At 58.4% G+C, this 12,758-nt stretch carries 11 protein-coding genes; 6 read left to right on the forward strand and 5 right to left on the reverse strand.

The genetic code is table 11. The features are described from left to right. Positions 1 to 354: 354 nt before the first annotated feature. The 3 genes from QEN43_RS08280 (at position 355) to QEN43_RS08290 (ending at position 2,807) form a co-directional block, all read left to right on the forward strand. A complete protein-coding gene (locus QEN43_RS08280) occupies positions 355 to 918 on the forward strand; it encodes a hypothetical protein (RefSeq protein WP_156912897.1) in 564 nt (187 codons plus the stop codon). A gap of 293 nt (positions 919 to 1,211) precedes the next feature. Further along, complete coding sequence (locus QEN43_RS08285; RefSeq protein WP_026611871.1) at positions 1,212 to 2,129, forward strand: threonine ammonia-lyase; 918 nt, start codon at positions 1,212 to 1,214, stop codon at positions 2,127 to 2,129. A gap of 63 nt (positions 2,130 to 2,192) precedes the next feature. Continuing rightward, complete coding sequence (locus QEN43_RS08290) at positions 2,193 to 2,807, forward strand: HD domain-containing protein (RefSeq protein WP_026611870.1); 615 nt, start codon at positions 2,193 to 2,195, stop codon at positions 2,805 to 2,807. A 60-nt stretch (positions 2,808 to 2,867) separates the two neighbouring features. Here QEN43_RS08290 and QEN43_RS08295 read toward each other — a convergent pair whose 3' ends face one another. The 3 genes from QEN43_RS08295 to QEN43_RS08305 form a co-directional block, all read right to left on the reverse strand. Next, positions 2,868 to 3,152: a cytochrome c gene (locus QEN43_RS08295; protein ID WP_202901192.1), complete on the reverse strand. Its 285-nt coding sequence runs from the start codon at positions 3,150 to 3,152 to the stop codon at positions 2,868 to 2,870. Next, positions 3,149 to 4,363: a molybdopterin-dependent oxidoreductase gene (locus QEN43_RS08300; RefSeq protein WP_026611868.1), complete on the reverse strand. Its 1,215-nt coding sequence runs from the start codon at positions 4,361 to 4,363 to the stop codon at positions 3,149 to 3,151. Before QEN43_RS08300 ends, QEN43_RS08295 begins: the two co-directional genes overlap by 4 nt. A 361-nt stretch (positions 4,364 to 4,724) precedes the next feature. Continuing rightward, positions 4,725 to 5,336 carry a hypothetical protein gene (locus QEN43_RS08305; RefSeq protein ID WP_026611867.1) on the reverse strand — a complete coding sequence of 204 codons (612 nt, stop codon included), beginning with the start codon at positions 5,334 to 5,336 and terminating at the stop codon, positions 4,725 to 4,727. Between the two features lie 506 nt (positions 5,337 to 5,842). On the opposite strand from QEN43_RS08305, the gene QEN43_RS08310 reads away from it, so the two are divergent. Next, positions 5,843 to 7,132: a hypothetical protein gene (locus QEN43_RS08310; RefSeq protein ID WP_235726701.1), complete on the forward strand. Its 1,290-nt coding sequence runs from the start codon at positions 5,843 to 5,845 to the stop codon at positions 7,130 to 7,132. A gap of 18 nt (positions 7,133 to 7,150) precedes the next feature. Here the strand turns inward: QEN43_RS08310 and QEN43_RS08315 are convergent, their stop codons facing one another. Both QEN43_RS08315 and QEN43_RS08320 read right to left on the reverse strand, forming a co-directional pair. Further along, the gene (locus tag QEN43_RS08315; RefSeq protein WP_026611865.1) at positions 7,151 to 8,176 is read right to left on the reverse strand and encodes an isopenicillin N synthase family dioxygenase; all 1,026 of its coding nucleotides are present in this window, start codon (positions 8,174 to 8,176) and stop codon (positions 7,151 to 7,153) included. 273 nt (positions 8,177 to 8,449) lie between these two features. Further along, the gene (locus tag QEN43_RS08320) at positions 8,450 to 10,387 is read right to left on the reverse strand and encodes a sulfatase-like hydrolase/transferase (RefSeq protein WP_317963939.1); all 1,938 of its coding nucleotides are present in this window, start codon (positions 10,385 to 10,387) and stop codon (positions 8,450 to 8,452) included. A gap of 631 nt (positions 10,388 to 11,018) precedes the next feature. Between QEN43_RS08320 and QEN43_RS08325 the strand changes: the two genes are divergently transcribed. Both QEN43_RS08325 and QEN43_RS08330 read left to right on the forward strand, forming a co-directional pair. Further along, complete coding sequence (locus tag QEN43_RS08325; RefSeq protein WP_317963940.1) at positions 11,019 to 11,408, forward strand: hypothetical protein; 390 nt, start codon at positions 11,019 to 11,021, stop codon at positions 11,406 to 11,408. Positions 11,409 to 11,921: 513 nt separating this feature from the next. After that, entirely contained in the window at positions 11,922 to 12,749 is an 828-nt protein-coding gene (locus QEN43_RS08330) for a hypothetical protein (protein ID WP_036269277.1), read from the forward strand. Positions 12,750 to 12,758: the final 9 nt, after the last annotated feature.

The raw sequence follows: 12,758 nt of genomic DNA on the forward strand, positions 1-12,758 counted from the left end.
GACGTACTTGAAACCAAAGGATTAAAGGCAGTTGCCACGTGGAGAGCGGGTGGGCTTCAGGCATCGGGCGCACTGTCAACCCTCGATTGACGGGTGAGGTTTGGAGTGACGAGCTGAAAATTCAGTACGCTTTATGTCTGCTTATTCGTCCATCTGAGTGACAGTGCGCAAGATAGAATACCCATCCATGCCGCTGCATCCCAGGAGGACTCCCATGCGCATCTCCCGAAACTTCAGGGAAAAATTCCCTTCTTTTCGAAGCAAGGATATTCGCGGTGCCTTCCGTGCCGGGACTTTCCACGCATCGTGGTAACCTTTTCATTCTGGTCTGACATCCACTTTTTGGAGGAGCCGGTGACTCAATCCAAACCCTTTCGCGGCGGGAACCCGCTCCGGGCGCTCCGTGGCCCGCTGTTCGCCATGGTCTTGGCCATTGTCTCGGTCGGATGCGATAGCCAGGATTCTTCTTCCAGCCAAAACATACTCACTAACGTTGAATCGCCGTTGACAACCCCCGACCGACTCACGAAATTACGCAAAGCTAAATTCCTGAACTTGACGGAGAGGGACGCTGCCGCCGAATGGCTGGCGCTTCAGGAGCACCGCGACGACGTTTCCTATCGACCGACACCCGACGATGTTGCAACATACGAGCGCCGCATCGCACTGCTCGCCAAGCTGACGGACGAAGACCGGCGGATGGTCGCCAACCGAACCGTACAAACACGGGACCTTCTGGCGGAGCAGAATATCCACGAGTCTCTCCTGACCCTGCTGGACGGCATGACCGATGTGGCCAAGGCAAGTGTGGTCGGCAATTACAGCGCCTATTGCCAGTGGTATGTCAATTTGCGTCAAAGTCGGCTCGATCATCAACAAGCTCTACAGCAAATGACGAGCTTGAAGCGGGCACCGTAGCTCCGCCGTATGCGTGGACAAGGGATCAAGCGCTAGTCGTTTGGTTTATTCCCTGAGTTGGAACGTCGTGTCCAATGCCGCCCCACGTCAACTCGGCAGCCACCCTGGAACCTGTCGACAGGCTTGGGGCAAACGGTCCGTTGAGATAAGTGCCACGGGAGGGCTGAATCCTCTGAGTGGCGTCGAAAGGTTTCCATCGCGGCATAGCGTGCGATGGCGCAAAGCTTTGTGAACCGAATGGAGCCGGCCGCTCCGCTAATCGTCCGATGCCCTGAAACAACGACGTGTCTGCTATGCCTCAACCCCTCGACGCTGTCCTGCATCCTACCTCCGTCATCGAAGCGCCGCGTCTCTCCCGTAGAATCGGTGTGAAGCTCACCTTGGTTAGCGAAACCTTCCAGCATACGGGTAGTTTCAAGTTCCGAGCCGCTTACCATCTTGCTTTGAACGTGCCGCAACGGCAGCTCATCACTGCCTCGTCCGGCAACTTCGGGCAAGCGCTGGCCTATGCTTGCGGGCTGTTGGGCAAATCCTGCCGGGTGGTCATGCCTGCGACTTCGGCCAGGGTGAAGATGGACGCGGTGCGGGAATACGGGGGTATGGTAGACGAGGTGGACACTCGTGTGAAAAGCCGGGCCGCGCGGGTAGCCGAACTTGCCGCGGACTATCCCGAAGCCTTTGTCGCTAGCCCGTACGACGATCCCTTGGTGATCGAAGGCAACGCCAGCCTCGGAGAGGAAATCGCCGCTTTGGGCGACCGATTCGACGCGATCATTGTACCTGTCGGCGGTGGCGGTCTCGCTGCCGGCCTGATCACGGGGCTGCGCCGTGCGGGCCGTTCTACGCCGGTGATTGGTGCGGAACCGCTGCTGGCAAACGATGCCGCGCGATCGCTTAGAGCCGGGCGCATTTTGGCTAACGAATCCGAACCGCGGACGATCGCCGACGGCGCGCGCACCCTGTGCTTGGGCCGACATAACTGGGAAGTTTTGCAGGCGGGGCTGGCGGGCATCGTCGAGGTACCGGAAGCCTTGATCGTTCAGGGTGTCAAACTGTTGTTCGAACTCGCCAATCTCAAAGCCGAACCGACCGGCGCCCTTGCTGTGGCGGCGCTGCTAACCGAACCGGAACGCTTCCGCGGACAATCGGTCTGTTGCGTCGTCAGCGGCGGGAATGTGGACGGGAAGGTTTATCGGACATTGCTGCGGTAGGATGGGTGAAGTGGTGCGACATCCATCTACAATCCTCCATCAATCCGCTTGCAGAGATTCCCCATGGACAGGCTGAAACGGCAAATCGGCTTCATCGTCGAATTGGACAAGCTCAAGACCATCCTTCGGCAGTCCTGGCTGGCGGACGGCTCGCGCCGGGAGAATTCGGCGGAGCACAGCTGGCATGTGGCTCTGATGGCCCTGGTGCTCGCCGAGCACGCGAATGCCGGTGCAAACCTCGACCTCGCGCGGGTCGTCAAGCTCCTACTGCTCCATGACGTGGTCGAGATCGATGCAGGCGATGTCCTGATTTACGACGTCTCGGGAAACGCCGACAAAGCCGAACGGGAACGGCGGGCAGCGGAACGGATTTATGGGATTTTACCCGAGGATCAGTCGGCGGAATTGCGAGCGCTGTGGGAAGAATACGAATTGGGTGAGACCGAAGAAGCCCGGTTTGCCGCAGCCCTGGATCGCCTCATGCCTTTGTTGCACAACTTCCTGACCGAGGGCCGCGCCTGGATGCACCATGGCATCACCGCGGATCAGGTGTTAGCTGCCAATGCCCGCATCGCTGCCGGTTCCGCCGCGCTGTGGGACTATGCCCGAGGTCTGATCGACGAAGCGGTGGAGCGTGGTTATCTCCTCCCGCCGAAAGAAAAGAATAGCGATCCATAGGGGTTGCCACGGCACACCCGCCTACTTTAGAGACCATCGGCGCAAAAATGCCGTCCGCTGCTACTCCACCCCGTAATGCGTGGTCAGATAATCCACGATCACCGGAATGTCGTCCTTGTCGATCGGCGCTCCCATGACGTTCACCATTTTGTCGACGGTGGCCTGCCAATCGGTCCTTTTCATGAAGCCCGAGTGCATCGGGATGTAGTCGAGGCTATGGCACAGGGTGCAATTTTCCATCACGATATCGTACCCGGCGCCTTTCTCGAGCTCGATCCGCATCTCTCCCGCGGAGGCGGTAGCGACGACAAAGACCGCCGGCAATAGCGCGTTGCGCATCTTCATGGCGTGATCTCCACGTGAATCCGTTGCACCACGTTGTTGTGGTAGCCCGCGCGATTGAAGACGAGTTTGAAGGGCTGGGTGCGTCCCTGCCGATCGGTCGCCCTAGCCATGAGCCTGTACTCGCCGCCTCCGCGCGGCGTGAAGGTATGGTGCCAGGCTCGAAACGAGAAACAGCCATAGTCCCGTTCAAGCCGCGCGCTCTCCCACGTCCTTCCACCGTTTACAGACACGTCGACCGTTCGGATGCCGTGGCCGCCGTCCCATGCGATTCCCTTGACCATCGTCGGCTCGCCTGCGGTCAAGCGCTGTCCGTCCTCGATGTTGGTGATGAGCGAATTGACCAGTATGTCGGTAATCGGCGCGTCGGTTTCCGCTTCTTGGGAAGGAAATCGTTCCGCGCCCGGGAACTTGTCCTTGGGTATCCGATACGCCCTGCTCATCCAGAATCCCATTTCCGGCTTCGGCACCGCACTGATGGAAATCAGCTGTTTGACCCAGTAGGTCCCCGTCCAGCCGGGCACGACCAAGCGTACCGGAAAGCCGTTCGCATGAGGCAAAGCCTCGCCGTTCATTTCGTAGGCGATCAGTGTGTTCTCGTCGAGGGCTTTCCATAATGGAAGGCTCTTTATGAAATCCGGGGTTTCGTCGATGACGCCGTCATCTGCTCCGTCGAAGACGATTTCCAACGCATCGGCCTTGAGCCCCGCCCTGGTCAGCACATCCCTGAGACGAGCTCCTTTCCACCGCGCATTGCCCATGGCCCCCGCGCCCCATTGCACGCCGGGCACATGCGGCTCGGAAAAACCACGACGATTTCCCGCGCATTGGCACACGGCGACCAGCTCGACGGGCTCGAAGTCCTGTTTCAGCTGATCCAGGGTCAGCTCGTAAGGATGCTCGACCGACTCGCCCCCTACCCTGAGCCGCCAGGTCTCCGCGGCCATCTGGGGAATATGGGCGAGATGCCAGCGCACGAAGAATTGCTCGTTCGGTGTGATGACGTCACCGAAAGCACTGACCGGCGTCTCGAAGTTCGGCGGCCGGAAGGTGCATTTGATGAGGGGCTCCTTGCCGGGCAATATTCCCCACGCGGCACTTTCCACTGCGCCGATCGGAAGTTCGCCGCCAGTCAATGATCGCGGCACCAAGAGACCTTGCCCGGCTACGATAGTGCCGCCGACCAAGCCTTTCAGAAAAGTCCGCCTATCCAAAGTTGTGTTCTCCTGCTCTCACGGAGATTTCTTGCCTCCGACTCCACTCAGACCTATCTGACCTGCCAAACGTTGCGATCCTGAAGCAGGCGATCGAACCATGGGCCGGAAAACTTAGAGCGTGTTATGAGCTTTTTGCTGGAGAAGGGTTATTACGGGCACGATGAAGGGCCGTCGATACCTTGGGCCGCCGGCTGGCCCTGGTGATCACGCCAGCCAACGCGCAGGAGCCTGCCCAAGCGGCGGAAGATATTCCTCGACGTCAATATCCCGTTCATGGACAACCACAACCTGCAGCGCAAGTCGGCCTTTGTGGAGTACATCCGCCGCACGTCGGCCCTGCTGCCGCTGCGGGAGTGATTCAGCGTGGGGTGAATTCAGCTTTTTCGATCCTCAGTTCCACGATCCAGTGACGCCTGCCATCGGCGGCGGTCGTCATCCGCACATCGTGCGCACGCAGGTCGGCGCCGATGCCGGTCAACAGCATGCTGTTCGGATCGTCGGGAAAGCTCCAGGTGTGCGTCTGACTGTGGAACTTGAGCCGCTGTCGGAACTGGCCGGAGCCATCCTTCAGGAACACATCCATACCACCGAGCACACCCTGACGCACGTGATCAAGCTCGATCCAGTACAGCACCGGACGGCCGAGCAGTTCGAGCTCAACCCCGACCTCGATCAGGTCGGTACGGTGTGGGATGAACCAGACATCGAGCGTCTTCAGCCTTCGCGGCACCTTCGTTTCCAGCTGGCGCCGGAAGCGGCCCTCGGCGTCGGTGGTCAGGCGCTGGCCTGCATGCGGCCCGCGTGGCTCAGGCTCAGTACCGACCACCAGGCGCAGGGAATGGTTGGCTAATGGGCTACCATCCGAGCTGACCAGCTGCCCGTGGATGTCGATTAGGTCCGCGCGTGCGGGCGAGCCGCTAGCCACGGCCATAAACAGCATTGCGATGAAGATCCCGAACCAGTTCGACATACGGGCCTTGTTTTAAAGAATCTGAGAATTCAGATGAGAGAGTTGGTTGGCCTAGCAAGATGGCGAAAACCTCCCCAATATTTTTTAGTTACTCGTCCCTGAAAAGCTTTATTTGATTTATTTTAGTCAGAGAATCCAGCTTGCACTTTCATCGTTTTTGCCACCCTCATGCTCGTCAAGGCCGCCCCACTGCTTCAAAGTGCATAACACGCACTAAGGACAGCGCCAGTCGGTGGTTGCCGTCAGGGACGAAGAACCTGTATCTGCAGGCTCCGGCCGGATTGTTGAAAACGCCTGTCATGGATTGCGGGCTCGCCTGGTTCGAGTTCGCCGGTTTGCGGTCGTCAAGACGTAAAGGTAAGCGCGGCTCTTGTCTCTTGCCGACCCGCCAACGACATGGGCCGAATCCTACAGTCGACACATGGGCGGTTCATGGGCCGAAGCAGGCTTAAGTCAAAAACCTCATCAAAATCACGCCGCTCCCGGCCTGAACTCGACGAATATCAATGGCCTTCGTCGAGACTGCCCGTACAGTAATCCCGCTCAATGCGTTCCCGAATCCATCGCCGGTGACAGTCATCATGCAGCGAGGCTGTTCGTCCATCTACGGCCCGCGAAGAGCCGCACTGCTGATTCGCTTGGCTTTTCTATTCGTTTCGGCGGCTGGACTTTCCGGCTGTCTCTCACCTATGGCACTTGACCATCTCGCGATCGCCTATAACGAATCCAGTGCCGATGTCATGTCGAAACAACTCCTGCTCAATATCGCTCGCGCCCGCTTCAACCACCCGATCTATTTTTCCGGGATTTCGAATATCGCCGCGACGCTGGACTTTCAGGCCAATGCCGGGGCCACCCCGCCGTTTACCGGTAACAACGGCACCACGCTGATGCCCATTTTCGGCGGCTCGGTATCGGAAAATCCGACCATCAGCATCGTGCCCATGGAAGGCGAACAATTTACCCAGCGCCTGCTCACCCCGATATCGGAAGACAAGCTGGCCTTGCTGCTCCGTCAGAACATCGACGTCGATCTGCTGCTGCGTTTGGTGGCGCTGGAGTTTCGCACCCATGGCGAACAAGCGGTCTATCACAACCGTCCCCGAAATCGCCGCGATTACGCGGCGTTTCGGCGCATCGTGCTGCATCTATCATCGATTCAGGATCGGGACCAATTGTACGCGGAGCCCTTGATCCTCGAGCGTCACTGGACCCTGCCCGTCGAGGCGGTCAGCGGCAAGGCATTTCGGGATTTGGAGCAGGAGTATTCCATCACGCTGGATCCGAACAAGCCCATCTATCACCTGACTAAGCGGATCGTCGGCCGGACCGTTCTGACCAATTACGACCCACTCCTATTGAGGAACGAGGAGCGAATTCAGCTGAATGAGGAGGCCGAGAAGAATGCACCCAATGATCTACTGGTCGATGTCCGCCCCGGTTATCCGGGTGGCGAATTCCCGCTGCACGGCAAATTCAGGCTACGGAGCTTCAGTAACATCTTGTATTTCATCGGCCGAACCCTTGCCGCAGAACCCGAATGGGACGTGCCCAAAGATCCGAGAACGCCGCCGGTTGCCGAAAATCCGGTATCGGTCCTCGAAATTACGGAGTCCAGCCGTCCGCCGTCCGATGCGGATGTCGTGGTGAACTACCGGGGAAGATACTATGCCGTGCGCCCAAGCTGCGGTTCAGCGTGGAACCAGACAGCCTTTCGGGTGCTGTCGCAGATTTTTCAGATGACGGTTACCGAACTTCCAAAACCGGGTGTCCCGAGCATCACCATCGCAAAATAGGGGATGTCGCATGTCGCCTCATATCACTGTTTGTTTGAGCGCCGGAAAGACTTTGCCAACCTTGTTGAGCAAATACTCTCCATACGTGCCGCTGAAGGCGTGGACGCTCGACCGGTCCCAGCGGGTTTCCCAGTCGTCCACGACTTCCTCGAGTTCGGGGCTCTCGATCCGTTTGACTTCGGCATTGAAATTCGGATCGAAAAAGAAGGGAAAGGACAGTCGAGAACGGCCGGAAAGGTTGCGAACCCGATGGGGCGTGGATTTATAGTGGCCGCCGGTCATTCGGTCCAGCATGTCGCCGATGTTGCACACGAAGGTTCCCGGAATCGGCGGCGCCCCGATCCAGCCCGACTTCGACTTCACTTCTAAACCACCGGCATCGTCCTGCTTGAGGATCGTTAGCAAGCCGTAGTCGGTATGTTCTCCCACACCCCAGACGGACGACGCATCGGGTCCCGATGGCTGCGGAGGATAGTGGAAAATGCGGAACAGAATCAGCGGATCGGCGGTATAACGGTCGGCGAAGTAAGACCCTTCCAGCCCCAGGCTGAGCGCGATGCCTTCCATCAGAGCGTGCCCGAGCTGAGTCATCGCCGCCATGTATGCGAGCACCGTTTCCCGGAATCCCGGAAGATTGTTCGGAAACAGGTTGGCGCCATGAAGAGGAACGCCGGCCCGTACCCGCGGGTCGTCGGGGCCGAGTTCGGCGCCGAAATAGAGGCCTTCCTTGAGGTCAGGCTTTCCGGAAGTGAGTTCGTCTCCGACCGGAAAATAACCGCGCCAGGCTCGGCCCGCCCGTTCCATGCGGAGTTCCAGCTTGGTTTCGAGATCCTGTTCGAAAAATTGCCGGCTGAGTCGTTCGAGTCGCTCCTGGAGCGCCTCGTCGACACCGTGGCCCTTAATGTAGAAAAAGCCCGTATCGAGGCAAGCTCGCCTGATCTCCGCTGCCACGGCGTTCCGATCGCCGGCTCCCGTCACCAGAGGATGAACGTCGATGATCGGAAGAGTAGAAACGGATTCTTCTGTCGCTTTGGCGTGGTTCATGCAAACCTCTCGCTGGCCGCCGGCGCGATTTTTCTGGACTACACCAGCGTTCTTCTAAGTCTTCTAAAATCAATGCGTTTGACGGAATCGGATGATACCCGTTCCTCCCGTCATATCGGGACGTCGAGTATCGCCCACTGGTCAGGATCATCCGATAGATCGGCGACGCTCTCAAAAATGTCCGCGCCGCGTCATGAATCAGGTCTGACCTTGTGCGGATAAGTTCCGTCGCCGAGCTTCCCGATCGCAATCGAGCTCGGAGATGCAGGCTGTTCAACAGCTCGGCTGCCCCGGAACCGTGCCGCTGGCAGGCGTCAGCCGCTTTTTGGCGCATTGCTCCGCGAGCAGGCTCTCCAGTACGGCTTGTTCCGGGTACCCCTTGCCGTAGAGGTTGTCCAGCTCAGCCGGGTCGTCGGTCAGGTTGTACATCTCGAATTCATCGGGTAATGGCCGCGTCTTGACCGACACCGTGTATTCGACGGTGTAAACCCCTTCGGTCGACGGCGGAGGTTCGTCCGGCGGACTCACGACCACATCCTGCGGCGTGGGATCGGCCGGCGGATCGGCATCGGGATCGCCGGGCGTGCTCCAGAACTGCGGATTGTCGAAGTAGCGCGAATACTTCCAGATTTTTCCGTTCAAACGAGCGATCACCGTCTCGATATGGTTGGGCTGAATCACCGAGTTGTAGGGAATGCCCGTCCAGTTGTTCTGATTGAGTCCGCGGCTCGGATCATCGTCGGTCATGAAGTATAAAGGCTCGCTGATCGCCTCCGGGCTGACCTCGCCGCGCACGAGCGGCGCCAGATTACGTCCCACCAGCGGTTCGGCATCGCTGAAATTCGGAGCCAGCTTTTTCCGCAGATATTCGGCATCGACTCCGGCCAACCCGAGCAGCGTCGGCAATAGATCGATGTGGCTGGTCAGGCTGTCCACCGATTTCGGTTTCGGAAACAACCGTGGATTGGAGATGATCAGCGGGACGTGTATGGCCTCCTCGTACGCCGTATACCACTTCTGATGCATATTGCCATGCGCGCCGAGCAGATCGCCATGGTCGGAGGTGAAGACAACGAGCGTGTTGTCGCGGAAGCGGGAGCTCTGCAGCGCCTGATAAACCCGCATCATCTGTTCGTCGACGTCCTTCTGCAGTTGGTAATAAACCCGCACATACCGCTCGTCGAAGAGGATGGGCTGAAACACGCTGTGATAGGCATCGCGGTAACTCGCCTGGCAACGGGGCTTGTTCGCGAGCGATTCCTGATGAGTCGGTCCGGCCGGCATCGGCTCCAGCAGGTTGACCGGCACGATGTCCTCCTGCAGGTGAAAGTCGAACATTCCGCTGAGTTGCGCTGCCAACCCGTACAGGGTGATATCGTGCGGATTCACGAACGAGGCGACGATCAGCCACGGCTGGTTGTCGCGTTTTCGACCGAGTTGCTCGATCAGGTCCTTGGCCTGCGAGGCGATGCCCATATCGCGGCCGTTCACGATCGTATTGGCGGCGGAGGAACCGCTGTTGAGCGGCAGTCTGCCGTGCGGTTCCGGCCCGATCCAACCGGAGAACCCGTAACGGCCGAGCTGGTCGGCCTCCAGATACAGCGATTCCGCGTCGCGGTCGGGGACGCCTGTGTTCGGGTCGTAACTGAGGAGCTGGCTGTGGGTCCCGGGAATGGTGAGATCGGCGTCGGATGCGTGCCATTTTCCTTTCCAGAAGGCCGCATAGCCCGCCGCGCGGAAATAATGGCCGATGGTCGGCACGCTGTTCGGCGTCAGCCAGAACACATCCGGGTCGAACGATTCCTTGGCGGCTCCCGTGGTCTGCGTCACGCCATGCAGCGAGGGATAGTGCCCGGTGTAAATGGACGTCCGACTCGGAACGCAAGCGACCGAGGCCGCGTAATGGCGGTGAAACTCCATGCCGTGAGCCCGGAGCGCATCCTGGGTTTTCAGGTATCGCCAGCGAAAGGCGCGCGCTTCCTCGGTTTCATAGAACGGCGGATAGCGCATCTCATCGCACATGAGGATCAAAATGTTCGGGTGCTTCCCCTTGAATCCCGTGACTCTCGCCTCCCTTGTCAGGGCCTGGGCGGCTTCGCCCGTAGCGCCGTGCAGCCCCAGCGCTCCTAGAGCGGCTGTCGATGTCGTGCCTGCTAGAAAATCTCGGCGCGTGAGACCTGCATTCGACTTCTTGTCTTCGCTATCGGCCATCGTACACCTCCGTGCGAGTCGTGCTTTCAACATCCGGGATTGGAAAGGATCGTCGAGCCCATCCCGCCGCCGCGCACCGAGACTACTGGAACACACGCCCCGGAAGCAGTCAACCGGTGGCCGGAGCCCATCCGATCAAGTTCGAACACGCCACGCAAGTCTTCTGCACCGGCGGTCGAGCAATTCTGATCCAGCGGCTAAGACCCTATAATCCTAGAAGCGGCAGTTGGCCGCTTAGCTACGGTGGGAACGCCGCGCGGATTCCGACTATAGTCCCTTCCGCGGATTTCACCACTTAGAGCCTATTCTGGTAGGCCTGTTCACCCTGAGCCCTTCAACGGGGCTCAGGACAGGCCCGTAGAAGGGGTTCTGGAGCCTACTGGAATAGGCTCTTAGGTGAAGCCGCCACGTACCCGATTGCATAGCGGGCGGGCCAACTGGCGGCGTTGCTCCTCCTGGCGGGAGACTACCCCGCAGCGACGTGCGCTCCTTCGACGGAGCTCAGGACAGGCCTTCGACGGCGCTGAGGCCAACCGACCCGCTCGCCGCGCACTCGAGCCCGTCCAACTGCCGTTTCTAGGAAAATCGCGAAAAATTTGTCCCTCAGTAAAGGAAAGCGCAAAAAATGAGTATGAAATCCGGCTTGATAAAAATGGCAATAAAACTGACACCAAACAGATTAGTCATTTGGGTGGCGAACAGAATCCTTAAAGGTATTGCCGAATTGACGAAGTTTCGTTTCGACCTCGATGCAAGACAGCTCTACGTTCAAACAAGGCTCTACGGCGAACAAGATACGATCGACGTTTGCTTCGAAGGTTTCGGCGTTTTCAACGACGGTGGCTCCTACAAATTCATCGTTCCCCAGGCGACATCCAACCGCCCATGGTTGAACAATTTATTGTCACGCATCGCAGGAAAAGCCTGGCAGATCCCGGCTATGCCGCCCTTGGAGCCTCAGCTCGAGCTGGCGGCCGAGTTGTTCAAGACCTCGCCTGAAGCGCTGCAAAAAATCCGTTGAGATCGCATTCCCGGAATTGCCCCGGCAACTGAACTGAAAGCGTTCGGTCGCGTCCGCGAGGGTTGCATTGGACCGTGAAATCACGTCGGACGCGCTCAAAGCCTTTCTGTAAAAAGCCGGGGCGGTTGCCGAGGCGCGCCGCCCGTCGCGCCCTGCCGAAACCGGCACCGCCGCCCCTATAACACGTCTATTTTTCGCAACGCCATCAAGGCCATCTCTCCCGCCAGGGTTTTTCTTGCAGGTCGCCGGAAAGCACGGGAGGGTCGTTCCGCGTCGGTTTCACCCGTCCCGCGATGCCCTATGCCGCGATACCTCGAAGCCCACTATCCCTCGCTCCGCCGGAAAAGATCGAAGCGCGGCAACTTACCGAGGTCCAAGGAGCGGATATTCTCCGGTCTGAGCCCGACTTGCAGCGCGTGTTCGCCCGTTGTCCCGCATTGGACGTCCCCGGAATATCTCAAGCGCGTGGCAGACCGTCCTTCTGCAGAACCTGAACGCTAGGCGACGAGCATAATGACAGAATTGTTCTACGCTAAAACTGCTCTTAACCCATTCGCCGCGGCTTTTAGCGGCAGTACCACTTACAAAAACAACGGGAAATATGGCATGACGTTGGTAGAACTGAATGAAATGCTGAGAAAGCTAGACGAATTGATGGAGATGGGAAAACCCCACCGCTATTTGCAATTACGCATGTTGAGCGCAGATATCCGCAATCACTATCTCGCGGCACACCAAGACTTAAACCGCATATATAGGGACGCATGGGACCAGGCAGTCTTGAATCGGTTGGATGGAATGACGATGCCAACGGCAATGCAGCGGGAGTTTCTAAACTTCCGCCATCAATGGCGTGCCCGCACGCGCAACGCAAACCTACGCATCTATTTCGGGCAAATGCGCGTCGGACCGGACTTCCAAGGCGCACAAAACATTCACCAAGGCGCAATTGTCGGTTTTCCGCAACATATTGTCGGTCGACCCTTGGTCGTCGTAGCAGGTGAATTAAACCAGGGCGATATCCTAGGCGACCAAATTCCTTTGCAAATTTTTTATCACAACAATAAATGGATTGCCGCCAACAATCGCTGCTATACCACTCATTGCCTTGCAGGCGTGCGCCCGCTTCGTATCATCCCGCGCCTTCCTGAGCAATTGGAAATCAACCGGCTAGCGGAAGTAGAAGGGCAAAATGGCGTCGGCAATTTCACGTATCAGCCTGGCGTTCCGCATTTGGCTCAGAACCCGCGACGCCTGCCATCCGATCAAATGCCGATCACCCAGGGGCAGAATTCTTGGGTTGTACAGCAAGTGGCAACGGTCCCGCTCGCTTGGCAGTGAAATTGGCAG

The organism is Methylocaldum szegediense (genome assembly GCF_949769195.1).
GTDB lineage: Bacteria > Pseudomonadota > Gammaproteobacteria > Methylococcales > Methylococcaceae > Methylocaldum > Methylocaldum szegediense.

Coding starts and splice junctions, on each gene's coding strand:
- QEN43_RS08325 (WP_317963940.1), top strand. CDS start 11,019: ATGAAATCCGGCTTGATAAAAATGGCAATAAAACTGACACCAAACAGA.
- QEN43_RS08330 (WP_036269277.1), top strand. CDS start 11,922: ATGACAGAATTGTTCTACGCTAAAACTGCTCTTAACCCATTCGCCGCG.
- QEN43_RS08290 (WP_026611870.1), top strand. CDS start 2,193: ATGGACAGGCTGAAACGGCAAATCGGCTTCATCGTCGAATTGGACAAG.
- QEN43_RS08285 (WP_026611871.1), top strand. CDS start 1,212: ATGCCTCAACCCCTCGACGCTGTCCTGCATCCTACCTCCGTCATCGAA.
- QEN43_RS08315 (WP_026611865.1), bottom strand. CDS start 8,176: ATGAACCACGCCAAAGCGACAGAAGAATCCGTTTCTACTCTTCCGATC.
- QEN43_RS08310 (WP_235726701.1), top strand. CDS start 5,843: ATGGCCTTCGTCGAGACTGCCCGTACAGTAATCCCGCTCAATGCGTTC.
- QEN43_RS08295 (WP_202901192.1), bottom strand. CDS start 3,152: ATGAAGATGCGCAACGCGCTATTGCCGGCGGTCTTTGTCGTCGCTACC.
- QEN43_RS08320 (WP_317963939.1), bottom strand. CDS start 10,387: ATGGCCGATAGCGAAGACAAGAAGTCGAATGCAGGTCTCACGCGCCGA.
- QEN43_RS08305 (WP_026611867.1), bottom strand. CDS start 5,336: ATGTCGAACTGGTTCGGGATCTTCATCGCAATGCTGTTTATGGCCGTG.